Annotated in this window: 20 protein-coding genes and 1 pseudogene; 15 read left to right on the forward strand and 6 right to left on the reverse strand. The window is 72.5% G+C overall.

Annotated elements, in window-relative coordinates; translation table 11 throughout:
* Nucleotides 1-50: 50 nt before the first annotated feature.
* Entirely contained in the window at nucleotides 51-1,526 is a 1,476-nt protein-coding gene (locus ACFYO8_RS01820; protein WP_354863916.1) for an NAD(P)/FAD-dependent oxidoreductase, read from the reverse strand.
* Nucleotides 1,527-1,839: 313 nt separating this feature from the next.
* Here ACFYO8_RS01820 and ACFYO8_RS01825 point away from each other — a divergent pair, with 313 nt between their 5' ends.
* The 3 genes from ACFYO8_RS01825 to ACFYO8_RS01835 all read left to right on the forward strand — a co-directional run bounded on the left by ACFYO8_RS01825 (nucleotide 1,840) and on the right by ACFYO8_RS01835 (nucleotide 4,334).
* The gene (locus tag ACFYO8_RS01825; protein ID WP_387188579.1) at nucleotides 1,840-3,192 is read left to right on the forward strand and encodes a hypothetical protein; all 1,353 of its coding nucleotides are present in this window, start codon (nucleotides 1,840-1,842) and stop codon (nucleotides 3,190-3,192) included.
* A 64-nt stretch (nucleotides 3,193-3,256) separates the two neighbouring features.
* Entirely contained in the window at nucleotides 3,257-3,802 is a 546-nt protein-coding gene (locus ACFYO8_RS01830) for a hypothetical protein (protein ID WP_355047407.1), read from the forward strand.
* Between the two features lie 79 nt (nucleotides 3,803-3,881).
* Entirely contained in the window at nucleotides 3,882-4,334 is a 453-nt protein-coding gene (locus tag ACFYO8_RS01835; RefSeq protein ID WP_354863910.1) for a DUF4383 domain-containing protein, read from the forward strand.
* 136 nt (nucleotides 4,335-4,470) lie between these two features.
* Here ACFYO8_RS01835 and ACFYO8_RS01840 read toward each other — a convergent pair whose 3' ends face one another.
* Complete coding sequence (locus tag ACFYO8_RS01840) at nucleotides 4,471-4,902, reverse strand: transposase (protein WP_354863908.1); 432 nt, start codon at nucleotides 4,900-4,902, stop codon at nucleotides 4,471-4,473.
* A gap of 499 nt (nucleotides 4,903-5,401) precedes the next feature.
* On the opposite strand from ACFYO8_RS01840, the gene ACFYO8_RS01845 reads away from it, so the two are divergent.
* Nucleotides 5,402-5,671, forward strand: coding sequence for a hypothetical protein (locus ACFYO8_RS01845; RefSeq protein ID WP_387256640.1), 270 nt, complete (start codon nucleotides 5,402-5,404; stop codon nucleotides 5,669-5,671).
* A 7-nt stretch (nucleotides 5,672-5,678) separates the two neighbouring features.
* Here ACFYO8_RS01845 and ACFYO8_RS01850 read toward each other — a convergent pair whose 3' ends face one another.
* Complete coding sequence (locus ACFYO8_RS01850; protein ID WP_013283918.1) at nucleotides 5,679-6,461, reverse strand: IS5/IS1182 family transposase; 783 nt, start codon at nucleotides 6,459-6,461, stop codon at nucleotides 5,679-5,681.
* A gap of 246 nt (nucleotides 6,462-6,707) precedes the next feature.
* On the opposite strand from ACFYO8_RS01850, the gene ACFYO8_RS01855 reads away from it, so the two are divergent.
* The 9 genes and pseudogenes from ACFYO8_RS01855 to ACFYO8_RS01895 form a co-directional block, all read left to right on the forward strand.
* Nucleotides 6,708-8,069, forward strand: a complete 1,362-nt coding sequence (locus tag ACFYO8_RS01855) for a glycosyltransferase family 2 protein (RefSeq protein WP_387256642.1) — start codon at nucleotides 6,708-6,710, stop codon at nucleotides 8,067-8,069.
* 47 nt (nucleotides 8,070-8,116) lie between these two features.
* Entirely contained in the window at nucleotides 8,117-9,121 is a 1,005-nt protein-coding gene (locus tag ACFYO8_RS01860) for an ATP-binding cassette domain-containing protein (RefSeq protein WP_354863902.1), read from the forward strand.
* A complete protein-coding gene (locus tag ACFYO8_RS01865; RefSeq protein WP_354863900.1) occupies nucleotides 9,118-9,912 on the forward strand; it encodes an ABC-2 family transporter protein in 795 nt (264 codons plus the stop codon). Before ACFYO8_RS01860 ends, ACFYO8_RS01865 begins: the two co-directional genes overlap by 4 nt.
* Nucleotides 9,905-10,711: an ABC-2 family transporter protein gene (locus tag ACFYO8_RS01870; RefSeq protein ID WP_355047562.1), complete on the forward strand. Its 807-nt coding sequence runs from the start codon at nucleotides 9,905-9,907 to the stop codon at nucleotides 10,709-10,711. Before ACFYO8_RS01865 ends, ACFYO8_RS01870 begins: the two co-directional genes overlap by 8 nt.
* A 58-nt stretch (nucleotides 10,712-10,769) precedes the next feature.
* Nucleotides 10,770-12,356, forward strand: a complete 1,587-nt coding sequence (locus ACFYO8_RS01875; RefSeq protein ID WP_357708030.1) for a hypothetical protein — start codon at nucleotides 10,770-10,772, stop codon at nucleotides 12,354-12,356.
* Complete coding sequence (locus ACFYO8_RS01880) at nucleotides 12,349-13,233, forward strand: TauD/TfdA family dioxygenase (protein ID WP_354863894.1); 885 nt, start codon at nucleotides 12,349-12,351, stop codon at nucleotides 13,231-13,233. The genes ACFYO8_RS01875 and ACFYO8_RS01880 overlap by 8 nt, the downstream gene beginning before the upstream one ends.
* On the forward strand, nucleotides 13,230-15,194 hold the full coding sequence (locus ACFYO8_RS01885; RefSeq protein WP_354863892.1) for a TOMM precursor leader peptide-binding protein: 1,965 nt from the start codon (nucleotides 13,230-13,232) through the stop codon (nucleotides 15,192-15,194). The genes ACFYO8_RS01880 and ACFYO8_RS01885 overlap by 4 nt, the downstream gene beginning before the upstream one ends.
* Nucleotides 15,191-17,107 (forward strand): TOMM precursor leader peptide-binding protein, encoded by a 1,917-nt coding sequence (locus ACFYO8_RS01890; protein ID WP_354863890.1) that lies wholly within the window; start codon nucleotides 15,191-15,193, stop codon nucleotides 17,105-17,107. Before ACFYO8_RS01885 ends, ACFYO8_RS01890 begins: the two co-directional genes overlap by 4 nt.
* A gap of 32 nt (nucleotides 17,108-17,139) precedes the next feature.
* Nucleotides 17,140-17,512 (forward strand): annotated as a pseudogene (locus ACFYO8_RS01895) (DNA-formamidopyrimidine glycosylase family protein); the annotation flags it as partial.
* Nucleotides 17,513-17,716: 204 nt separating this feature from the next.
* Here ACFYO8_RS01895 and ACFYO8_RS01900 read toward each other — a convergent pair.
* Nucleotides 17,717-20,242: a hypothetical protein gene (locus tag ACFYO8_RS01900; RefSeq protein ID WP_354863888.1), complete on the reverse strand. Its 2,526-nt coding sequence runs from the start codon at nucleotides 20,240-20,242 to the stop codon at nucleotides 17,717-17,719.
* The gene (locus ACFYO8_RS01905; protein WP_387256645.1) at nucleotides 20,239-21,573 is read right to left on the reverse strand and encodes an SWIM zinc finger family protein; all 1,335 of its coding nucleotides are present in this window, start codon (nucleotides 21,571-21,573) and stop codon (nucleotides 20,239-20,241) included. Before ACFYO8_RS01905 ends, ACFYO8_RS01900 begins: the two co-directional genes overlap by 4 nt.
* 59 nt (nucleotides 21,574-21,632) lie before the next feature.
* On the opposite strand from ACFYO8_RS01905, the gene ACFYO8_RS01910 reads away from it, so the two are divergent.
* Entirely contained in the window at nucleotides 21,633-22,175 is a 543-nt protein-coding gene (locus tag ACFYO8_RS01910; protein WP_354863884.1) for a GNAT family protein, read from the forward strand.
* A 38-nt stretch (nucleotides 22,176-22,213) separates the two neighbouring features.
* The gene (locus ACFYO8_RS01915; protein ID WP_354863882.1) at nucleotides 22,214-22,624 is read left to right on the forward strand and encodes a type II toxin-antitoxin system Phd/YefM family antitoxin; all 411 of its coding nucleotides are present in this window, start codon (nucleotides 22,214-22,216) and stop codon (nucleotides 22,622-22,624) included.
* Between the two features lie 47 nt (nucleotides 22,625-22,671).
* Here the strand turns inward: ACFYO8_RS01915 and pgi are convergent, their stop codons facing one another.
* On the reverse strand, nucleotides 22,672-24,306 hold the full coding sequence (gene pgi, locus ACFYO8_RS01920) for a glucose-6-phosphate isomerase (protein ID WP_354863880.1): 1,635 nt from the start codon (nucleotides 24,304-24,306) through the stop codon (nucleotides 22,672-22,674).
* Between the last annotated feature and the right edge of the window lie 113 nt (nucleotides 24,307-24,419).

A 24,419-nucleotide genomic window follows, 5' to 3' on the forward strand; every position in this document is an offset into this window, starting at 1 on the left:
ACCACACTGGCGGCCGTCCAGCCGTTATGACCACCCTCACGCGCGGCGCCTCACCGCCGGGCCGGGACGACCGGCGCGTCCCGGCCGGTGCCGTGCCGCGACGGGCTGCGCTGCTCGTGGTAGTCCTGTTCCACGTTGACGGTCCAGACGTCGTGCTCCGCGCCGTGCGCGATGTTCTCCGCGGTCAGCATCGCGGTGAGCATCGAGTGGTCGGCGTTGTTGTACCGGTGCATGCCGTTGCGGCCCACCGGGTGCACGTTCGGCACGTTGGCGGCCAGCCAGTCCCGGATCACGTCGACGTTGCGCTGGTACCGCTCGTCGTAGACCGGGTACGCCTTCGGCATCCGGACCACGTAGCCGACCTCCACACAGCCGGCTTTGACCAGGCCGAGCCGTTCCAGCTCGCCGGTGGCGAAGGCGATCAGCTCGGCGTCCGGCGTCCGCCACATCTCGTCGCCCTCGAACACGAAGTACTCCAGCCCCAGGCAGGTCCGGCTGTCCTTGACCAGGTACGGCGACCATGAGCCGAAGTTCTGGATCCGGCCCACCCGGGCCGCCGGGTCGTGCACGTAGATCCAGTTGTCCGGGAACGAGAACTCCTCCGGCACCACGAGCGCCACGGTCAGGAAGTCCCGGTACCGCAGGTCGTCGGCGGCGGCCCGCACCTCGGGCGGCGCCTCCGGGCGCATCGCCCGCACCAGCGCCGAGATCGGCATCGAGGAGATCACGTGCGCGGCCGGCTCGGTGCGCTCCCCGCCCGCGTCGGCGACCGTCACGGCGGTGGCCCGCCGCGCGGCCGGATCCCGGTGCACCTCGGTCACCCAGGCGCCGGTGCGTACCGTGCCGCCCCGCCTGGCGACCTCCTCGGCGCAGCGTTCCCACATCATCCCCGGGCCGTGCTTCGGGTACTGGAACTCCTCGATCAGGCTGGTCACGTCCGTGCGGTTGCGCCGGGGCAGCAGCGCGTTGCGCATCGCCGTGGCCAGCGACAGGTTCTTGATCCGCTGGGCGGCCCAGTCGGCCTGCAACTGGTCCGCCGGCATCCCCCAGACCTTCTCCGTGTAGGTCTTGAAGAAGATCGAGTAGAGCCGCCAGCCGAACCGCGCCGACACCCACCCCTCGAAGTGCGACTGGTCCTTCGGCGGGCGCAGCCGGGCCCGGCCGTACGAGCCGAGGCAGCGCACCGCCTCCAGCAGGCCGAGGTTGCGCAGCGCGTTGCCGGCGCTGAGCGGATAGTCGAACAGCGCGCCCCGGTAGTAGATCCGGCTCATCCGCGGCCGGAGCAGGAAGTCCTCGTCCGGCAGGATCTCGTGCCAGAAGTCCTCGACCCGGGACACCTTGGTGAAGAAGCGGTGCCCGCCGATGTCGAAGCGCCACCCGTCGCGCTCCACCGTCCGGCTGATCCCGCCCACCACGTCGTCGGCCTCGTAGACCCGGACCGGCTCGCCGTGCCGCAGCAGCTCGTATGCGGCGGTGAGCCCTGCCGGCCCCGCCCCGATGATCGCGGTCCCGTCACCGCCTCCCATGCCGTCCGCGCCCCCCCGCCGCCAGCCTGCCGATGCGGCAGCGCGCATACCCGCCCCGCCGCGGTCCTCACCTGCCCGGCCCCACCGATCTGCCGCTCGTCCCACCCCTCAACAGCCCGTCCCGCCCTGTCGATCATGAAGTTGACGGTGCGGGGCGTCCGATTTGTCGCCGCCAACCTCATGATCGACGGCGCAGGGGGGAGCCGGGGCGGGTGGTGCCGGTCGGGGCAGACGGGTGTGGGCGGGGCCGGACGGGGAATGCGGGCCGGGTTTCCGGCCGGGCGTTCGGCCGGGGTCGATCGGTGGGAGGACGATGGCGGACGAGCGGCGGGCCGACGCCGACGGCGCGGCCGAGCGTGGCGAGGCGGCTGAGCCCGCGCCCGACCGCACAGCCGAGCACGGCACTGCGGTCGAGCACGGCATGGTCGGGCCCGACCGTGCCGCCGGCCTCGGCGGCGGGGCGCGCTCCGGCCGTACCGGGTGGTCGCGCGGGGCGTCGGTCGTCCGCCGGGTGCCCGAGCCGTGGGGGTTCGTGGCCGCCGTCTTCGTCGGGTCGAAGCTCGTGCTCAGCCTGGTCGGCGTACTGGTGCTCGCCGCGTGGGACGGGGTGCCGGGCACGCCGCCGGCCGACGAGACCGGCATGTGGGAGCAGCAGCGCGCGATCTCGTCGCACCGCTGGTTCTCGCTCTGGTTCGCCTGGGACTCGTTCCTCTACGACCACCTGGCCCGGTTGCCGCTGAACCGGCCGTGGACCGACTTCGGCTTCCCGCTGCTCTACCCGTTCCTGGCCCGGCCGCTCGCGCCGCTGCTCGGCGGGCACACCGCCTGGGCGCTGCTGCTGGTCAGCAACGTGGCGCTGGTGTTCCAGCTCTACTACGCGTACCGGCTGGGGGGCCGGCTGGTCGGCGGCGCGGAACCGGGCGACGGCCGGCGAGCGGTCCGGTACCTGCTGCTCCTGCCGACGGCCTTCCTGTTCCAGGCGGCGCTCACCGAGTCGCTGTTCGTCTGCCTCGCGCTGGCCGCCTTCTGGTACGCCGAGCGAGGCCGCTCGCTGCTCGTCGGAGTGATCGGCTACTTCCTGGCGATGAGCCGCTCGGTCGGCTTCCTCGTGATGGTGCCGCTGGCGCTGGTGCTGCTGCGCGAGCACGGGTGGCGGGCCGGGCCCCGCCGGTGGCCGCGCCTGGTGCGGCAGGGCTGGCCGTTGCTGCTGGTCCCGGCGGGCTGGCTGACGTTCATGGCGTTCTGCCGCTGGCAGGGCGGCGACTGGTTCGCCTACCAGCACGCCCAGGAGACCGGCTGGGGGATCCGGCTGCAGAACCCGATCACGACGGCCACGTCCGCGCTGACCGGCGACAACTCGGCCGACGCCCTGCGGGTCTGGATCGCGGTGGCGATGGTGGCGGTGGCGGTCGTCGGGCTGCGCCGCCGGGCCGACTGGCCGTACCTGGTCTACACGCTCGTCGTGGTGCTGGTGCCGCTGTCGATGGGGCCGCCGGTCTACAAGAGTCTGCTGCGCTACCTGCTCGCCGTCTTCCCCGTCGCGTTCGTGCTGGCCCGCTGGACGCGGCGGCCCGGCCTCGACGGCTGGCTCACCGCCGCGCTGGCGCTGTTGCAAGGCGCGTTGTTCGCGGTCTGGCTCACCTACTGGACCCACCTGATCATCTGACCGCCGCCTGCGTGGCCGTGGGCGCAGTCCTGCGGGACGGCCGGGCGAACCGCAGAATGGGCGGATGAGCGACCGGCGGGTGACACTCGACGACCTCGGCGCCTGGCTGATCAAGGGCAACGCGGACGCGGTGGACCTGGCGGCCCGCTTCGCCGCCGACCCGCACGTCACCGGCTGGTGCGTCCGCCCCGGCTACCGGGTGCGCCTGATGCGCGCCGGCCAGCCGGTGGTGTTCTGGGCCAGCGGCAGCCGGGGCCGGGCGCCGTACGGCGTCTGGGGCGTCGGCCGGATCGCCGCCCCGCCGGAGCCGGGTGCGCCGGGCGAGGCGTGGACCGCGCCGCTGGACCTGACGATCCTGGACGAGCCGCTGCGGGTACGCCGCGACCTGCTGCGCGCCGATCCGCGGCTGGCCGGCGCGGAGGTGCTCCGGCAGCCGCAGGCGGCGAACCCGTCGTACCTGACCGTGGCCCAGTTCGACGCGCTGCGCGGCTACCTGCCCGACGGGGCGCGTGGTCCGAGATTCGTCGGACAGGTCGGCGCACGGGCGGCCGTGGACCCCCGTGCTCCTGCTGGCGCACCGGCGAGCCGGCGAGGCCGGCTGAGTTGCTGATCTCGATCCGGGGATCCGGACGGTTTCGGCTTCCTGGTCGCCGCGGACGCGGAAGACTTTGCCAACGGAGGTGTCAGTCATGGCCGGTTCTTCCCGCGTCGCCCGTAGCGCGCCCGCGTCCCCGGTACGCCGGGCCGCCCAGGTGGTCGGCATCGTCTTCCTGGTGGTGGGCGTGCTGGGGTTCATCCCCGGCATCACCACGAACTACGACACGATGATGTTCGCCGGGCACGAGTCCCGGGCGAAGCTGCTGGGCCTGTTCCAGGTGTCGGTCCTGCACAACATCGTGCACCTGCTCTTCGGCGTCGCCGGGCTGGCGCTGTCCCGGACGGTCTCCGGCGCCCGGGCGTACCTGATCGGCGGCGGCGCCGTCTACCTGGTGCTCTGGCTCTACGGCCTGGTGATCGACCACGACAGCGGCGCCAACTTCGTGCCGCTCAACGGCGCCGACAACTGGCTGCACCTGTTCCTCGGAGTCGGCATGATCGCCCTCGGGGTGGCGCTCACCCGCCGCCCGGCGCGCCGCGCCTGACGGCCGGGCCGGCGCCTCGAAGTGCGACTGGTCCTTCGGCGGGCGCAGCCGGCCCGGCCGTACCAGCCCAGACAGTGCGCCGCCTCGACCAGGCGACTACCGCTGCCCTCTCATAGAATTTCGGGTTACCAGCCAGCTACACGGTGAGAAGTCGTTCGGCGTTGATGCGTCGGGTGGCTTCGCGCTCGGTGGCGTTGTTCCAACGAGTCGCTTGACGGGCCAGACGTATCGCCATGAGTCGAGTCATCGCGACCTTGATCGTGGTTTCTGAGTTGACGGTCAGCCGTTCGTAGTTGAAGCCCGTGACGTCGTCGGTGCGCTTGACGATCTCCACCAGGATGCCGAGTTGCTCTTTCGCCCAGGCCAGCAGGCTGGAGTCGATGCTGTTGGCATAGCCGCCGCCGGCCCACACAAGGGCGATGGTGGTAAACGCCTCGGCCAGCCGTGCGAGGATCCGCCGGCCTCCGGGGCGGTCGTTGACCGACGCGGAGGTGACCATCACGACCAGGATCAGCCCCATCGTGTCGACGATGAGGTGCCGTTTGTGGCCGGTGGTCTTCTTGCCCATGTCGAACGGCGAGACTCGCCGCCTTCGCTCGACTTGATCGACTGGGCGTCCAGCATGGTCGGCATCGTCCGGGCCATCCTCGTCCTGCGCCGCGTCGAGACCAGCCGCTACTCAGGATGAAAAGGGCTGGCGCGCCTTTTCCTGCCGGAGTCGTAACGTGCAGCACTTCGGGCCACCGCCGGCCTTGCGCAGCTCGGACAGGCCGACGTCGATGGTCTGGTAAACCCGCTCGCGCAGCTTGGCAGCGGGATCGGTGGCCTGGGCGACAAAACTGTGGCGGCAAGTTTATCAAGGTTTCGGAAGGCGGTCGCACCATCCGATTCAATTGACTAAGTCGCGCCTTCGGCGAAAGCCACATAGCCATCCGGAAGGGGTGCTTCGAGTAATCGTATCTTCACTCGCTGTCACCGTTGCGGAGGTGTCGAGAGGGTGCCGCCAGGCTTCTCCGCTGATTTATTTTCCGGTTAACCATTCTGTGACCATCGAATGGTGTGATGCAGTGGAATCGATCCCTACGATCGTCTACGACAATCTCGTCAACTGGAGGTGGGACATGAAGGGTCCGCTTGACCTGACCGCTCTGGACATCACTGAGGTGTCCTGGGCGGAGCAGGGCGGGGAGTCGAACAACCTGTACGCCGCCACCCCCACCGGCAGCGTCGAGGTCACCGATGGTGCGATCGACGGTCGGAGCTGTGGTTGCACCTGCGGCGGCTGCAGCTGCGCAGGGCGTCCCAGCCACACGTGGTGCTGCGTCAACTGTCATTGAGCCATTTTCATCCTGCGTAGCGGTCGGCTTCGACGCGGTGCAGGACGAGGATGGCCTGCACGATCGCGGTCGCTCGGCGTGGGCAGCAGCGCAGCTTGACCAGGATTTTCCAGGTCTTGAGGGTGGCGATCGCGCGTTCGCCGCGGGCGCGGATCTTCGCGTGCGCTCGGTTGACGGCCTTCTGCCGGCGTGACAGCTTCGGCCGGAAGCGGCGCCGCTTGAACGGGGTGCGCACGCTGCCGGGGGCGCCTTGATAGCCCTTGTCCGCGAAGGTCATCACGTCGGTGCTGGCCAGGGCGTCGATGATGCCGTGGGTGCGGGCGGCGGTCAGGTCGTGCGTCGAGGCGGGCAGCGCGGCCGAGGCCCAGACGAGACGCCCGGCCGCGTCGGCGATGACCTGCACGTTCACGCCGTGACGCTTGTGTTTTCCGGAGTAGTACGGCTTCTGGTTGGCGACCCGGTCGATCGGGATCAGGGTGCCGTCGAGGATTGCGTAGGCGAGCAGACGGATCCTGGTCATGGCCGTGGCCAGGTCGTCGGCGGTCGCGGCGAGCAGGTCGATGGCCTCGCGGACATAACGCCAGGCGGTCGTGACGCCGATGTCGAATCCGGCGGCCAGGCGGGTGTAGGTGTCGCCGTTGCGCAGGTGGGCCAGGGCGAGCAGGGCTTGCCGGCCGGGGTCGAGGCGTCGCCACCGAGACCGTTGCTGCTGGCGGCGGGTTCGGATGAGGGCGGCGAGGTGGTTCAGGCTGCGGGTGGACAACGGAATCGCGGCAGGGTAAGACAGCACAGCGAGGCTCCCGGTTGGGGCATCTGATCTTGGTCGATTGCTGTCTTACCGGGAGCCTCGTCCTACCTGGATACCGGCCTCCCACACCGCCCGTGACCTGCGCCGTCACGATGAAAATGGCTCACTGATCCGGTGACCGGCGTGTCCGGTGTCGGCAACTGCCGGCACCGGGCACGTGTCGGAGGCGGGATGTCGGCGTCGCCGGCCCCCGCCGTCACGAAACGACCAGTCACGGGAGGAAGTCGGATGGCGACAGGGGTGGACGACGTGATCGAGCTGAGTGTGGTCATACCCACGCACCAGGACGCTCACTGTCTGGAGTTGACGCTGCGCTCGTTGGCGCGGCAGACGCTGAGTCCCGAACGCTTCGAGGTCGTCGTGGTTCGTGACGGCGGCTCCCCAGCAGGGTACGAGGACCTCGCCACCGCTTTCCCCGGGATCAACCTGAACCTGGTGCACGCCACCGAGCAGCGGGGCCGGGCAGCCGCGCGCAACGAGGCGGTCCGACTCAGCCGGGCGCCGCTGCTGCTCTTCCTCGACGCCGACTCCTACACCTCACCACAGCTGTTGGAGCGCCACCTGGCCCACCACGCGATCCCGGGTCGCCCCCCCGTGCTGCTGGGTCGCCGCGACGAGCTGCACCTGGAACACATCGAGACCGTCCTTGACGGCAAAGATTTCCTCGACCTGCCCCGACTGCATATCGAGGGCGGTGGTGACCTGCGATTTCCCGGCGGCGAGCCGATGGGACAGGAATGGCTGCGGGTGGGCTGGCTGTTCAGTTACACCCACAACATCTCGCTTTCCCGGCGCCTTTTCGACCTGGCTGGTGGCTTCAATGAAGCTTTCGGACTGCGTTGGGGGCTGGAGGACATCGAACTGTTCTATCGGGTGCACAAGCAGCTCGGGGTCAACGAGCTGAATTTCGCCTTCGACGAGGAGGCGCGCGTTTTCCATCTGCCGCGTCACCGCCGGATCGAGCGCGACTGGGACGATTTCGCCGCGAACCGCGAACTCATCGTGGAGCAGGTGATCGAGTGGGAGTTCTTCGGCATGATGGAGGTGTACGGGTCAGTCGAGCGGATCCTGCGATACCGCGCCGCGATCACTGACTGCGTACGACAGTCCACCTGCCGGATCGGGCCGGCGGTGCAGCGGCTGGCCGATGCTCTTCCCGGTCCGCGGGTGCTCTGGGTGGGCACCGGCAGCGCGGAGGCCGGCCTACCGGCCGAGGCGATCACGTTCGACTACTCCGCTCCGCCCGGCCCGACCAACTACCACCTGATCGGCATGAACCCGCCGATCGCACCGGGCAGCCTCGACGCGGTGGTCAGCGTGGACTTCTGGCGGTACCTGCGGTGGAGCGACTTCTGCCACTTCGTCAACGTCGCCGGCCGGCTGGCCGCCGAGGTGCACCTGGTGCGCACCGACGATCCCGCGACGGCGTCCCTGCCGCCGGGAGTGGCTGCGCTCGACTACGTACGCCGGGCCTTCGAGACGGCCTTCACCATCGAACTCGCCCGCGTGGACGGGCTCGGTGACGTGCTCACCCTGCATCCCCTGCCGGCTGCCGACGGGTCGGCCCTCGTCGAACCGGCCGGACCGTGACGACCACGCCGCTGATTCAGGCTCGCGGCCTGACCAAGACCTTCCGGATGCCCGACAAACCCCCCGGCCTGGCCGGCTCGCTGCGGCATCTGGTCCGGCCGCGACACCACGAGCGCACCGCCGTCGACGGGGTGGACCTGGACATCGGTCCCGGCGAGGCGGTGGCGTACGTGGGACCCAACGGTGCCGGCAAGTCGACGACGGTGAAGCTGTTGACCGGCATCCTGCATCCGACCTCCGGGGAGGTGCAGGTGTGTGGGGTGGTCCCGCACCGGGACCGGCACGCCAACGCCCGCAACATCGGGGTGCTCTTCGGCCAGCGCAGCCAGCTCTGGTGGGACCTACAGGTGCGGGACTCCCTGGCGCTGCTGCGGGACATCCACCGGATTCCGCAGCGGCGGTACGCGCAGCGGCTGGCCGAGTTCGACGACCTCCTCGGGTTGGGCGAACTGCTGCCGGTGGTGGCGCGGCGGCTGTCGCTGGGGCAGCGGATGCGCGCCGATCTGGCCGCCGCGCTGCTGCACTCGCCCCGGGTGGTCTTCCTGGACGAGCCGACAATCGGACTGGACATCATCGCCCGCCAGACGGTCCGGGACTTCCTGCGGGCCCAGTGCCAGGCCGGCACGGCACTGCTGCTCACCACCCACGACATCGGCGACATCGAGCAGGTGTGCCGCCGCCTGGTCGTCCTCGACGAGGGGCGGGTCATCTTCGACGGTCCGATGGAGTCCGTCCGGCAGATGCTGGCCCGGGACCGGACGCTGCACCTCTGTCTGGACCGGGACTGGCCCGCTGGCCTCGACGTCGGATTGCCGGGCACCAGGGTCGCCGTCGGGGAGTCGCCCCGGCAGCTGTCGATCACGTTCGATCGGGACCGGCTCGGTGCCGGTGAGGTGGTCTCGGTGGTCTCGGCGGTGGTCGAGGTGGTCGACCTGCGCATCGACGAGCCGTCCCTGGAGGACGTGGTGCGTCGTGCGTACGCCGGCGAGCTGTCCCGGACGCCCAGCGCGCCCGGAGCGCCCGGACCGGTCGGAGTGGTCGGACCGCGATGATCGCCTATCTGAGCCTGAGCCGGATGGCCTGGTCCACGGTGCTCGCCTACCGTACCGAGTTCCTGCTGCAACTCGTCGGCAGCGCGGTCCAGGCGGTGGCGCTGTTCGCGGTGTGGCGGGCGCTGTTCGTCGGGGACACGGACGGCAGTCTGGCCGGGCTCTCCTGGGACCAGATGAAGGGATACCTGTTCGTCTCGTTCCTCACCGGAACCATCCTGTCCAGCTTCACCGACGGCCAGCTCGCACTGCGGGTGCTGGACGGCTCGGTGGCGTTGGACCTGGTCCGACCGATCGACTACCAGCTCGCCCGCTTCGCCGAGGCGATCGGTTACCTGCTCGGCGAGCTGATGGTCGTCGTGGTGATGGGCGGCGTCCTGCTGATGGTCTTCGGCGGCGCCCCGCTGCCCGACGCGCCGCAGGCCGCCCTGTTCCTGGTGAGCCTCGCCGCCGTCGTGCCGCTGAAGTTCGCCCTGGTGTACGCGGTCGGGCTGGCCTGCTTCTGGACGGGCAACTTCACCGGTCTCACCCTGTCCCGGATCGCCGTGACGAGCATCCTCTCCGGTGCGCTGGTGCCGATCGCCCTCTACCCGCAGTGGTTGCAGACGATCTGCGTGTTCTCTCCTTTTCCTGGCATCGTCTCCACTCCCGCACTGATCTTCCTCGGCGAGGTCCAGGGCGCCGAGGCGCTCTCCCTGGTCGGGCTGCAACTGCTGTGGATCGTGCTGCTCTGGCTGGCGACCCGGCTGTTGTGGCGGGCTGCCCTGCGCCGGCTGGTGGTGCACGGTGGATGATCGCTTCCGGGCACCGGGAACCCTGGGCCTCTACCGCCGACTGCTCGGCGCCCACCTGCGAGCTGTGCTCGAGTACCGCGCCGACGCACTGCTCACCATCGCCGCCGCGGTGCTCGGCCAACTCGCCGGGCTGGTGTTCGTCGTGACGATCTTCGCCCAGACCCCGGTGCTGATGGGTTGGACCAGGTGGGAGGTGCTCTGCGTCTCCGGGATGGTGATGCTCGCCGAGGGGGTCGGGTCGCTGTTCTGCGAGGGCGCCTGGCAACTGAGCGGCATGGTCAACATGGGTGCGCTGGACTACTTCCTGGTCCGCCCCTATCCGGTGGTGCTCCAGGTGACGGGTTCGGCGGTCGGCGTCAACGGACTGGGCAACGTGGTGATCGGGGTGTCGCTGCTCGGCCTCTCCGCCGGGCGGATCGAGGTGGCCTGGACGCCGTTCACCCTGCTCTGGGCGGGTGTGCTGTTGGTCAGCGGGGTGCTGGTCAAGACCGGAATCAGCCTCGCCACGAACGCCCTGGCCTTCTGGTTGCTCAGCCCGTCGAACTCGGTCGCGGTCAGCGTGCACATGCTCGGTGACCTGGCTCGTTATCCACTCACCGTGTACGGCCCGGGGATGCGATCGCTGTTGACCGTGATCCCGGTGGCCTTCGTCGGCTACTTCCCGGCCGCAGCTCTGCTGGGCAGGGGCGGGCCGGCCGCCGTCGGCGCGTTCAGCCCGCTTGTCGCGCTGGCCGCCGCCGGGGTCGCGTTGGCGCTGTTCAGTCTCGGGCTACGCCGCTACGAAAGCGCAGGCAACTGAGATGACCGGACAGTGGGCACCGCACCCCGACGGCGTTGTGGCGGGCTACCTTGCGGCGGTGGCGGTGCAGTCCCGGGACCTGCCGGCCAACTATCCGTCGCCGCGCGGCAAGCAGTACCCGGACAGCCGCCGGTGGCCGCTGCACTGGCCGGGACCGGGCGCTCCGCCGCTGGGTCGCACCGCCGTCGACCGGCTCAGCGCCCTGCTGCTCGGGTACGCGCCCCGTCGGCTGGAGTTGATCACCGATGCCGCCTTCGCCACGCTGACCGGACAACCCGCCACCGTCACCTCGTACATGCGACTGCTGCCGCTGTGGATCGCCACCCGGTGCGGGGTGCCCTCCGGAGGCGCGTTCTACCCGGCCGAACTGTACGTCGTATGGGGAGGCACGGCCGGGCTGCCGGCGGGGGTGTACCACCACGATCCGGTCCACCACGCGCTGGAACTGATCCGCCCCGGCGACCCGGCCACCGGCTTGGATCTCCTGCTCGGTGACACCGGCCCGCAGCCGCGCCACGCCGTGGTGGTGACCTGCCGGGTCTGGAAGAACGCCGGCAAGTACGGAGCCATCGGCTACGGATTGTCCATGATGGACAGCGGGGTGCTGCTGGGCCAGCTCGCCGGATCACCCTTGGCCAGCCGGGTCCGCCTGCTCCGCCACCCGGCGCCGGTGGACGCCCTGCTCGGGCTCGACGGCGAAATGGAGACCGCGGTGGCGGTCGTCGAGCTGCCGGCGGCTGACCTCGGCGACGCCACGCCACCCGACCTCGGTGACGTCGCCGGGTGCGGTGACGTCACCGCACCCGATCTGTCGGTGCCGGGTGCCGATCCGCTGCCGGCCGGCGTACTGCCGGCTCCGGTGGGCCTGGACGGCGACCGGCGCAACCGGCCTGGAGCCGCCGCCGCCGCCGTCGCCCTGCACCAGGCGATCCGCTCCGGCGCCGATTCCGTACCGCTCGCGGCACCGGAGTCGGGCTGGCCAGCGGTGCCCGGTCGCGAGCCGGCGGAGGGTGGACCCCCGCAGGTGGAGCTGCCGCCGCCGGCGGCGCCGTCCCGGGGGGCCACCGCCCGCCGGGCGTCGGCCACCGACCTCGCACCCGGCCTCACGGTCGGACAACTCGCCGCCATCTGCGCGTACGCGGGCGGCCATCGCCCCGATGGCGCACTGGCCGAGTTGACCGGACACCGGCACCATCCCGCCCTGTGGTGCCTGGTCACCCAGGTCGACGGGCTGGCCCCGGGCGGCTACCGGTACGACCGGGAACGGCACCGGTTGACGCCCGCCGCCCCGGCCACCAGCCCGACCGCGGTCGGCATGCTCAGCGGGGTGAACACCGCGATGAGCATGGCCGGTGCCAGCCTCTTCGTCGTGGCCGAGGGGCAGCCGCCGATCGACCGGCTCGACCCGCTCGCCCTGCGGGACCTGTACCTGCGCACCGGGGTGACCGCCCAACTCGCCGCGCTGGCCGCAGCGACAGTCGGAGCGGCCACCCGGCCGCTGGGCAGCTTCGACACGCAGGCGGCGACCGAGGCGCTGAGGTTACCGCCCGGCGCCGTCCCCCTGCTGCAACTGCTGCTCGGCAGACCGAAACCACGAGCCGGCGCGTTGGTCGTGACGCTCACGGAGGGAAGTGCGGATGCATGACAGCCAGGTCCCGGTACTCACCGGGACACCGGAACCGCCAGAGGTCCTGGCGATGCTCGCCGCGCAGGGGGTGGTGCTGCTCCGCGACGGCGGAAGGCGGCGGGACACCTTCGTGGCACTCGGCGACGCGCTGATGGAGCCCGTGGCGTACGCGGGCGGCTTCCAGCAGGAGCGAGACGTCATCGGCGGCGACCGCACCACCACCTCGGTCACCCGGGGCACCATGGGGATGCCGTTGCACCGCGAGGCCTCCTACGGGCCGGGCTCGCCCGATCTGCTCACCTTCTTCTGCGAGCGGCCGGCCGACGACGGCGGCCGGACCACGCTCTGCGACGGCGTGGCCCTGCTCGACGCGCTACCGGACGAGGTGCGCGTCGAGTTCGAGCAGATGGAGATCGTCTGGGAGAACACGCTGCCCGCCGAGGACTGGCAGCGCACCTTCGACACCGACGACCCGGAGACGGTCCGACTGGCGCTGAGCCAGTGGGAGCCCTACCTGCGGCCGTGGGAGTCGGTCGGCGTGCACACCGCCGGCACCGGGCTGGTCCTCGGCTTCGGCACCCGGTGTACGCCGCCGACCCGCTTCGGCGGCGTACCGGCGTTCTGCAACTCGCTGTTCGTCAGTCGACCGGACGAGGACGAATACCACGACCAGCGGTTGCGGGTGCGTACGGCGGCGGGCGCACCCCTGCCCGCGCGGCTGCTGTCGATCGCGGCGGAGGTGGCGCAGCGGTTGACGGTCGCGGTGCCCTGGCAGGCCGGCGACGTTCTGATCGTCGACAACTCCCGATACCTGCACGGTCGGCAGTCGTTCACCGACACCGGCCGGTCGGTGATGGTCCGGATGGGACACCTGCACCAGAAGGAGGAGGCATGAGGGCGAAGCTCCGCGACGACCTGCTCTACGTGGCGGTCGAGAACGGCGTCTACATGGAGACCGGTCGGGGCAGCACCGAGATCACCGGCGGTTCGGCGTACCAGTTGGTCGCGCAGCTCGCCCCGCATCTGGACGGCAGCCGTACGCTCGACGAGCTGACCGGCGGCCTGCCACCGGCCCAGCAGCGGCTGGTCGCCGACATGGTGGGCATGCTGGTCCGCCGCGGCTTCGCCCGTGATCTGGACGCCGAGTCGCCGCACGGCCTGCTCGACTGGGAACTGGACCGGTACCGGCAGGCGATCTCGTACGCCGAACACGTCGCCGACGCTCCGGTGCACCGCTTCGAGGCCTTCCGCAACGCCCGGGTGCTGCTCGTCGGTGCCGGGGCGCCCCTGCACAGCCTGGTGCAGACCCTGTTCGACCTGGGGCTGCGGGCTGCGACGGTGATGGAGACCGGTGAGGAGCCGGCCGACGACGAGGCGTACCAGCGGATCCTGGACCGCTGCCGGGACGGTGACCCGACGGTGACCCTGACCCGGGTGCCGGACGCCACGGCGGGACCCGAGGCGGCGTTGACTGCGGTGTTCGGTGGATTCGACGCGGTGCTGCACTGCACCGGCCGCGAGCTGGCGGGCCGCGCCGTGGCGGTGACCCGGGCGGCTCGGGCCGCCGGCATCCCCGCCCTGCACGCGGTACCGAACGGCGACTCCGTCTGGGTCGGGCCGAGCAGCGGCGATGTCGCCGCCGGTTGCTGGGAGTGTGGCGTACGCGCCGCCCACGGCACCGGCCCGGCCGGTGCCACGCTCGCCCTGCTGGACCGGCCGGAGCACCGGTCGGAGCAGCTGACCGCACCAATGGCCGCGCTGATCGGCGGGATCCTGGGCTTCGTCCACTTCCGCGCCGCGATTGGCGGACCGGGCGCCGCACCGAACATCATGACCCGCCTCGACCTGGATTCCGGTCAAACCAGCGGGCACCCGCTCGGGGCACACCCGCGCTGCGGCAGCTGCGCCGAACGGACCGCACCGACGCCGCTCGCCGAGCGGGTGGCCACGGTCGCCGGCCGGACGCCGATCGATCGGGACACCTTCGCCACCCGGGTGATGGCCGTGATCGACAGGCGGCTCGGACCGGTCATCGAGGTCGGCACCGGCGAGTATTCCCAACTCTCGGTGAGCTGCCTGACCGCGACTGTCGCCGACCTGACCGGCGCGGGCACCGGCCCCCGGGCCGTCACCGCGGTCGGCGACGACCGTCGGCAGGCACTCGTCCGAGCCACAGTCGCCGGGCTCGAACTGCTAGCGGCCGAGGCTGCCCCGCCTCCGACCGGGTCCGCCACGCCCTCGGCCGATTCCACGCCGTCGCCAACCGACACCTGGTGGGATCCGCTGACCGGAGCCGTGGTGGCGGTGCCCGGCGGGGCGACGTACCCGAAGGTGGTGGCGGGAGGGCTCAGCTGGGCGGAGGCCCAGGGCCGGGCCGCGCTGCGGCTGGCGTACGCCACCGCCGGTGAACCTCCGCTGCCCGCATCGGCCGATGCCGGCGGCGAGTGGAGCCGGGACACCTGGCCGACCGCGGTCCGGCACCTCGCCGACGACATGGCCGTCCTCGGTCACGAACTGCACGCCTGGCGGGACGTCTCCGACGTTCCGACAGTTTTCGTCGGCACCGGTGACCGCTGGCTGTCGCACGCCTGCGCCACCGACGCCGAGACCGCGCTGGAACTGGCCACCCAGACCGCCGCTGCCCTGCTCACCGACCGCGTCCCGACCGGCACCGACATCGGACCGGACGTCGGCACGGACTCCTGGGAGGGCGACCTGGAGACCCTGCTCAAGGGGTTCACCACCGGTGGGCGACGCCTGCTGCTGCGTCCCGTCGACGACCTGCCCGCGCTGCGGGCCGTGCTCCCGTTCATCGTCGAGGCGACCCTCACCGACGGCACCGGAGGAAACCGATGACAAGCACCATCGCGGCGGCCCTGCGTACCCTCGGTGAGGGAGGTGACCTGCACGCGGCGGTGACCGCACAGCTGGACCCGCAGCAGGCGCCGAACCTCGACCTCATCGTGCTCGATCAGCCGGAGACCGACCGGCTGCTCGCCGCCGCGACTGCGGCGCAACAGGCCGGGCGGGACTTCCTCCCCGTCTACCCGACCCCGCGTGGCATCCGGATCGGCCCGTACACCGTCGCCGGTACGCCCGGCTGCCACAGCTGTGTCCAGCGCAGGGAAGGCCGGGCCAGGATCGCCGGCACCTCCTGGCGGTCGGAGCTGTGGAAAGCCCTCTACGCCGACACTGTGCAGCCGCCCTCGCCTGTCCTCGCGCCCCCGGTACGGTCCGTGGTGGCCGCCCTGGTCGCCGACGAGGTGGCCCGTGCGAACGCCGGCACCGGACCTCGGTGCGCCGGCGCGGTGCTGGAGGTCGACACCGCGACTCTGGAGATCAGCCGGCACCGGTTCATCGCCGAGCCGGAGTGCGCCCTCTGCGGCGGCCTGCCCGACGACAGCCCGGCGGCGGGCAGCCTGACCCTGGTCTCCCGACCCAAGCGCCGCCCCGACGACTACCGGGCACGCAGCCTCACCGCCGAGTACGAACAACTGCTCGACCTGATGGTCGACAGCGAGACGGGCCTGATCTCGACGGTCACCGCCCACCACCACCATCCGATGATCCTCGTCGGGGCGCTCGGTGGACCCGTCTGCTGCAGCGAGCTGTCCGGGTACGGCCGGACCTTCAGTTACCCGGCCAGCGTGGCGGTCGCCATCGCCGAGGCGCTGGAACGCTTCGCCGGCACGCTGCCCCGGGCCCGGCGTACCTGCGTCACCGCCTCCTACCGGGAACTGGGGCCGGACCGGGCCGTCGACCCGGTGGCCCTCGGGCTGCCGCCCGCGCCGTCGACCCACCACGCCGTCCGGTACCACCCGGACCTGCCCGTCGAGTGGGTGTACGGTTACTCGTTCCGGCGCGGCGGTCCGGTGCTGGTGCCGGAGACCTTCGCCTACTACGGCGCCCACCAGACCACGTTCGGCGGGGAGAGCTCGAACGGCTGCGCCCTCGGCGGGACGATGGAGGAGGCCATCCTGCACGGCATCTTCGAGATCGCCGAGCGGGACGCCTTCCTGGCCACCTGGTACGCCCGGCTGCCGGTGCCCCGGATCGACCCGATGACGTCCGCCGACCCGATGACCCGACTGCTGGTGCAGTGGCTGGAGCGGACCACCGGCAGCCGGCTGCACGTCTTCGACATCACCATGCCGGAGCAGATCCCCTCGCTGTGGTTGATGCTCGTCGACGAGGAGGGCCGGCCGGGCCAGCCGAAGGCGTTCTGCGGGGCGGGCGCTCACCTCGACCCCGAGCGGGCGCTCTGGGCCGGACTGGTCGAGCTGGCCAGCGTCGCCGACGCGACCAAGGAGGAGGTGGCCGCCGACACCACGGCGCCGAGCATGGTCGCCGACCCGGAACTCGTCGTGCGGATGGAGGACCACATGCTGGTGGCCGCCTCGCCGGAGAGCTGGCACCGGTTCGACTTCCTCTACCAGCGGGACGAGATCCTGTCGATGGAGCAGGCGTTCCCGGTCGCCGACCGCCACCAACCCGCCGACGACCTGCTCGACGACCTGAACCGGGTGGTCGACCGCTACCTCGGCGAGGGCTACGACGTGGTGGTGGTGGACCAGACCGCCGTCGAGCAGGCAGCCGCCGACCTGACCGCCGTCCGGGTGATCGTGCCCGGCTTCCTGCCGATGGTGTTCGGATACCGCAACCGCCGGGCCGACCTGCCCCGGCTGCTCGATCTCCCGGTCCGCCTCGGCCACCGGGACACGCCGCTGGACCCGCAGGAGATCAACCCGTATCCGCACCCGTTCCCGTGATCTGGGTGTCCCTCTGGCTACGCTTGGCACCCGTGCCAGAGGGACACACGATTCATCGCCTGGCGGCCCGGCACGCCGAGCTGTTCGCCGGGGACAAGGTGCTCGCCACCAGCCCGCAGGGCCGGTTGGCCGAGGGAGCCGCGCTGCTCTCCGGCACCGTGTTGGAGCGCACCGAGGCGTACGGCAAGTGTCTGCTGCACCACTACGCCGGTGAGTTGATCCTGCACGTGCACCTCGGGCTGTGCGGCAAAGTTACCGACGGCGGCGGGCCGCCACCGGCGCCGGGTGGGGCAGATCCGGCTGCGGCTAACCACCGACCGGCACTGGCTCGACCTGCGCGGGCCGACCGCCTGCGAACTGCTCACCCCACCCGAGGCGGCAGCGGCTGGCCGGCGCGGAGGTGCTCCGGCAGCCGCAGGCGGCAAACTCGTCCTACCTGACCGTGGCCCAGTTCGAGGCGCTGCGGCGCTACCTGCCCCGCGACGGCGCTACCTGACCGGTCCGCCCGGCGAGCCTGCCCCGAACGACAGGCGGGCCGGTGCGCGTCCGCATGCCGGACCGCCGTGCGTTCGGCCGCCGAGGTGCCGGTCCCGGTGACGAGTCGCCGGTTCAGGCGGCCAGGGTGGCGGTGAGCCGGCGGGCCTCGGCGACCAGCCGGCTGCCGCCGCCCCGGGCCGCCACGTCGGCCAGTCCGGGCACCTCGATCCGGACGCCCGTCGTGGTCGCCGCCTCCGCCGCCAGCGCGAGCAGGTCCGGTGTGCCCCGGGGTGGCGTCGGCGCGGCCAGCAGCGGCGGTAACGCCGCCGCGAGCAGCCGCCAGACGCTCAGCCGGGCGCCCGCCGCCAGCGCGTCGCGCAGCGGCGTGACGGCCCGGGTGAGGATCACCTGCCCCTGCGCTCCGATCTCGCCCAGGTGCCCGCCGACCGCTGGCGCGTCCAGGTCACCGGCGGCGGCCAGGAGCAGCAGCGCGTCGAGCGCGGCGACCCGGTCCGCCTCGTGCCGGGCACACAGCCCGTACGCCATGGCCAGGTCCAGCGCCGGCCCGCCCGCGCCCGTGCACTCGGCAAGGGTCAGCAGGACCGGGCCTTCTCCGCCGAGATCCTCCTGTGCGGCCATGGCCAGCTCGGGGAGGACGTGGGCGGCGACCACGCCCCGGTGCCCGGGCAGGACGGCCGGCCACAGGTCGGCGGTGCCGTAGGTCCGGCTGCCGATCGCCGGGGGCGTCAGGGTGAGCAGGCCGAACCGGTCGTCCACGTCGGCCGACGGGGTGAGCGCGACCAGCCGGCGTCGTTCCGGCAACGAGTCGTAGCTCCAGTCGCGTCCGCGGGACCGTTCCCGCCGGCCCACCGTCACCACCTCCTGCGCCGGCACCGGCACGATCTCGCCGCGCAGCCAGGCCGCCAGTTCGATCCCGGCGGTCGTGCCGAGCGCCTCCGCGCGTGCCGCCAGCGGCTCGTCGACGACTGCCGGCAGGCGCAGGAACGCCTGCCCGCAGTCCCACTGCCAGTACGGCCGGTCGCCGAGTGCGGCCAGCCGCTCGTAGAGCACCGCCGGTTCGATCGCCCCGGTGGCCGAGGTGGGCGCGGACAACAGCCCGGGATCGTCGTGTCCGTCCATCCGCTGCCCGGCCTCGGCCAGGCGCAACCGGTAGAGCCACATCGGCGCGGGACGGCCGGACGTCGCCTGGTCGGACCGGGACGTCGCCAGCACCGACGCCCAGTAGTCCCGGCGACGGGTGGCGTCCCCGATCCCGGCGGCGGCCAGCAGTATCCCGTTCACCTGCGCCGCGGGCATGAACCGGGCCCAGCTCTGGTGGTACTCGGTGACGTGCGCCCGGTGCAGCACCGGGCGCAGCGCCGCACCGACCCGGTCGCGCTCGCGGGTGCCCAGCCGCACCAGGCCGTCCATGACCCGTTCGAGAACCCCTGTCGGCCACTGCCCGCGCAGCGCCGCCGCGACCTCCTCCACCAGCTCGTCCACGTCGTCGATCGGCGGTGGCGCGGCCGCTGCCGGCAGCGGCGGCGGCAGGTCGTCGCGGGCCTCGGCCACCGTGGTGACGGCGACCGGCCGGTGACCGTGGCGCTGCGCCAGCGTCAGCGCGCGTTCACGCAGGCCGGCGTCCGGGTGGTCGGCGGCCACGGCGAGCACCGCGCCGATCGCCGGAGCCTGACCCGGGTGCTGCCGGGCCAGCCGGTCGAGCCAGGACACCTGCGCCCGGACCAACGCCTTCTCCGGCCGGGCCAGCACCGTCCGGGCGGCCTCCCACAGCGCCTCCGGCTCGGCGGCGTCGCCGGCCTCCCGGAGCGTCCGCTGGGCGGTGCGGGCCACCGGCCCGGGACCGTCGGCGAGCAGCCGCAGATAGGCGTTCGACCGCACCGCCACCTCGTCCGGGGTCGGTGCGAGCAGGTCGTGCAGGACCAGGAACGGGCGCAGCGCGCCCGGCCGGTCACCGCGCAGCAGCCGGCCGAGGACGCCGTTGAGCAGGACCGCCCGATCGAGCCGGCCCTCCGCCGCCAGCGCCGCCAGCGCCCGGGGCAGCGCATTCGAGTCCGTGCCCGTGCCGTCGCCGTGGGCCAGTTCGGTACCCACGCCGTCCACCTCGAACAGGCGCGGCAGCAGCGCGTCCAGGAACGGGTCCGCGCGTAGCCGGTCCACGGTCGGCAGGCGCGTCCCGCGCGGGGCCGGCCAGCCCTGCGCGGCGGCCCAGCCACGCACGAAGTCGTCCCCGGTCGGCGGCGGCGCCTTCTCCGCCAGCAGGAGCCCGGCGACGAACCGCCAGCCCACGACCATCCGGTCCCGGGGGAGCCGGTCGGCCAGCTTGTACGCCACGTCGGCCAGCCAGGTCACCCCGCGTTCCCGGGCGACGTCGACCACCGGCGCGGCGTCGACGCCGCTCAGCCAGACCGAGCGGCGGCCGAGCAGCGCGGCCACCTTCGTCGGCGTGCTCAGCGTCCCCACCGCGGCCACCGCCAGCGTCGCCGCCTCGCCCTGCCACCACCAGGCGTCCCGCCTGCGGCGCACGTCGGCGACCAGTTCGTCGCCGAGCGCCCGCCGGGCCGGCTCGTCCAAGCCGGCCAGGGCGGACCGGACCTCCGACATCTTGCCGCTCACCACCGCCTCGACGAAGCCGGTCACGACAGCGCCTCCACCGGCGCCGCGACCATCGACACGGCCAGCGCGTGCCGGCACGGCCCTCGCTGCCCGCGGTGCCGCGCCCACCAGCGGCAGGTGCAGGAGTACGCGCCGTCCGGGTGGCGGCGTACCCGGTAGGTCTCGGCGTCGGTGCGTACCGTCGCGTCCTCGCCGTCGCGCTCGACGGCGCCGCGCTCGACCAGCGCCCGCGCCCCGAGCAGGCGTGGGTTGTCCCGCTCGGCGCGGCCCGCGTCGTAGGGCATCACCCGGTGGAAGTACGCCCCGTCCGCCACGTCGTACCCGACCCGCCCGGCGGTGCCCAGCTGGGCGAGCGCGGCACGCACCCGCTCGTCGGGCAGCGCGGCGGCGTCGGCCAGCGCGGCCACGTCGATCGTCGGATCCCAGTTGAGCAGCGCGCCGACCAGTTCCGCGTCGTCGACCACGTCGTCACCGGCGAGCGCCGCCAGGGCCGCGCCCTCACCGGAGAAACCGCGGTACGGCTCGGGGGAGAGGGTGAGCGACACCCGCAGCGCCCCGGTGTCCAGCTCCCACGTGCTCGGCACGGCGGGGGAGCCGGCCCGCACCGCCGGGCCGTACACCCGCAGCGTGCGCGCGTGCCGCAGCACGCCGCGCAGCGCCGCGAGCCGGCCCGCGCCGGCGAGGCAGACCGCGCCCGGCGCCGGGCGGGAGGTCAGCCGCAGCGTACGCCCGGCGGGCACCGCCCACAGCACGCTGCGGTCGTTCGCGGCGGGCAGCCGGCGCAGGAACGCCGCCGCCTCCGCCGCCGGGATCTCGGCGCGCGGTTCGAAGCCGGAGGTGAGCACGTGCACCTCGGCGAAGCCGCGCAGCCAGCGGCCGGGCAGCGGCACCTTCCGCTCGACCACGGAGCCGTCCATGGTGGAGACCGTCAGGTCGTCCGGGCCCACCGCCACGTGCAGCGGCTCGATGCCGCCCACCCGGGCCAGCGCCTCCCGCAGCTGCGGGTTCACGTCCACGTTCGTGGTGCCGTGGCCGCTGATCTCCCCGTCCAGCCCGGCCGGCAGCACGTCCATCCGCGCGTACACCCCGCAGCAGCCGGAGAACGACTCGAACCGCAGGCGGCCCCGGCTGCCGGTCACCACCGGATCCAGGCTGGCCGGGTTGACCGGCTGGTGGTAGCGGGTGCGGGCCACCTCGGCGACGGCGAGCAGCCCGGCCGCCGCAGCGGCCGGGGCGGTGAGGAACCCGGCGAAGAAGCGCGGGTTGGCCGCCGGGCCGCCGCAGGTCTGCAGATCGAGACCGGTGGCGCGCAGCGCGGACGGCTGGAGGTATCGGTACGTCTGAGCGGCGTTCACGGCGCAGACCGTAGAGGGACCGACCGACAAAAGCGCGACGGTCCTGCTAGCTTCCTCAAATGTTCGCCCACGCCCTCACCGACGACGCCGAGCTGCGTCCACTGTCGCCCTGGCACGCCGACGAGTTCCTGGCCAACCTCGACCGCTGCCGCGACCACATCGCACCCTGGGTCGGCGCGTCCTTCGTCGCCACCGACGCCGAGTCGGCCCGCAAGGTCCTCCAGGCGTACGCCGACCGGTGGGCCCGCGACGACGGGGGCCTCTGGGGCATCTGGCAGCGCGGCACGCTCGTCGGTGGCGTGCTCTTCGTGTCGCTCAGCACCGCCCGCGGGGTGTGCGAGGCGGGCTGCTGGCTCGAACCGGGCGCCGAGGGGCAGGGCCTGGTCACCCGCGCCGCCCGCTTCGTCATCGACTGGGCGGTGCGGGAGCGCGGCATCCACCGGGTCGAGTGGATCACGAAGGCCGGCAACGACCGCAGCATCGCCGTCGCCCGGCGGCTCGGCATGCGCCGCGACGGCGTCCTGCGCGGGGCCGCCGCGACGCCGGAGGGCCGCGCGGACATGGAGGTCTGGTCGGTGCTGGCGCCGGAGTGGACCGCCTGACCGCCGAAACTGTCGTACCCGGACGTGAACATGTGTCCATGGCTGTCCCCGCACTGGCCGACCGGTCCCCCCAGCCGCGCGCCCTGCCGCTGCGCGAGGTCCGCACCCGGCTCACCCAACTCGTCTCTCTGGCCGAGCTGACGGACACCGTCACGCTCGTCACCCGCGACGGCGATCCCCGGCCGGTGGCCGCGATCGTGCCCGCGTCCGCCGCCCGCACCGGCGCCCAGGCACGTGCCGACGCCGAACGCGTCGCCGCGATCAGCGCCGGCTGGGCCCGTCGCCTGGAGGAGCTGCACCGGCAGTCCGCCCGGCGGCACGCCGCCGAGCTGCGGGCGCTGGCCGACGCGCTCGCCGAGGCGTGGGCCGAGCTGGACCGCCGTGCCCCGGCCGGTGACCCGGGGCTGACCCGGCTGCGCGCCGCGCACGCCGACCTGCTGCGCCGCTGACCCGTGGCGTCCCGGCCCGGTCTACGCGGGACGCCACGGGCGTGCGGTCAGCTCCGGCCGCGTTCGGCCCGGTAGCGGCGGATCAGCTCGGCGGTCGACGTGTCCACGTCGGCCAGGTCCGCCTCCGGTCCGGTGAGCTTCGGCGCGAGCTGGTTGGCCATCACCTTGCCCAGCTCCACGCCCCACTGGTCGAAGGCGTTGATGTCCCAGATCGCGGCCTCGGTGAACGTGATGTGCTCGTAGAGCGCGACGAGCTGCCCCAGCGTCGCCGGGGTGAGCTTCGGCGCGAGGATCGACGTGGTCGGGTGGTTGCCCGCCATCACCCGGTGCGCCACCACAGCGGGCGCGGTGCCCTCGGCCTCCACCTGCTCCCGGGTCCGCCCGAACGCCAGCGCGGCGGTCTGGGCGAAGAAGTTCGACATGAACAGGTCGTGCATGTCGCCCAGGTCGTGGTTGGGCCGGCTGAACGCGATGAAGTCCGCCGGGATCAGCCGGGTGCCCTGGTGGATGAGCTGGTAGAAGGCGTGCTGGCCGTTGGTGCCCGGCTCACCCCAGAAGATCTCCCCGGTCGGGTACGTCACCGGCGAGCCGTCGACGCGTGTCGACTTGCCGTTGCTCTCCATGGTGAGCTGCTGCAGGTAGGCGGGGAACCGGTGCAGGTACTGCGAGTAGGGCAGCACCGCGTGGGTCTCCGCGCCGAGGAAGTCGGTGTACCAGACGTTGAGCAGCCCGAGCAGCGCCGGCACGTTGCGCTCCACCGGGGCGGACCGGAAGTGCTCGTCGACCGCGTGGTAGCCGGCCAGCATCTCGCGGAACCGGTCCGGCCCGATCGCCAGCATCACCGACAGGCCGACCGCCGACGGCAGCGAGTAGCGTCCGCCCACCCAGTCCCAGAAGCCGAACATGTTCTCCGGGTCGATGCCGAAGTCCCGGACCCGCTGCTCGTTTGTGCTCACCGCGACGAAGTGCCGGGCGATCGCGTCGTCGTCCGCGTCCAGTCCGGCAAGCAGCCACCGCCGCGCCTGGTCGGCGTTGGCGAGCGTCTCCTGGGTGGAGAACGTCTTGGACACCACCACGAACAGCGTGCTCGCCGGGTCCAGGTCGGCGGTCTTGTCGTGGATGTCGGTCGGGTCGATGTTCGACACGAACCGGCAGCTGATGCCCGCGTCCCGGTACGCCTTGAGCGCCTCGTACGCCATCACCGGCCCGAGGTCGGAGCCGCCGATGCCGATGTTGACCACGGTGGTGATCCGCTCGCCGGTGTGGCCCCGCCACGACCCGGAGCGTACGCGCTGCGCGAACGCCGACATGCGCTCCAGTACGGCGTGCACGTCGGCGACCACGTCCTGGCCGTCCACGGTGAGCGACGCGTCGGCGGGCAGGCGCAGCGCGGTGTGCAGCACCGCGCGGCCCTCGGTGACGTTGATGTGCCGCCCGGCGAACATGGCCGCGATCCGGTCTTCCAGGCCGACCCGGGCGGCGAGCGCGCCGAGCAGCGCGATGGTCTCGTCGGTGACCAGGTTCTTGCTGTAGTCGATGTGCAGGTCGGCGACCTCACCGGTGAGCCGCTCACCCCGCTGCCCGTCGGCGGCGAACAGGTCGCGCAGGTGCGTGCCGCGCATCGCCTCGGCGTGCTTGCGCAGCGCCTGCCATTCGTCGGTGGTGGTGACGTCCACAGCCATCGGGTCGATCTTCTCCTTCACGACGGGCGGTCGGCCGGCCTGCGCCGGCGAACCCCACAAGCCTGCCACCCGGACCGCTCATGCGCGACGCGACCCGGCGGCGATCACCGTGC

It is taken from the genome of Micromonospora sp. NPDC005257 (assembly GCF_042872445.1).
Classification (GTDB): Bacteria; Actinomycetota; Actinomycetes; order Mycobacteriales; family Micromonosporaceae; genus Micromonospora.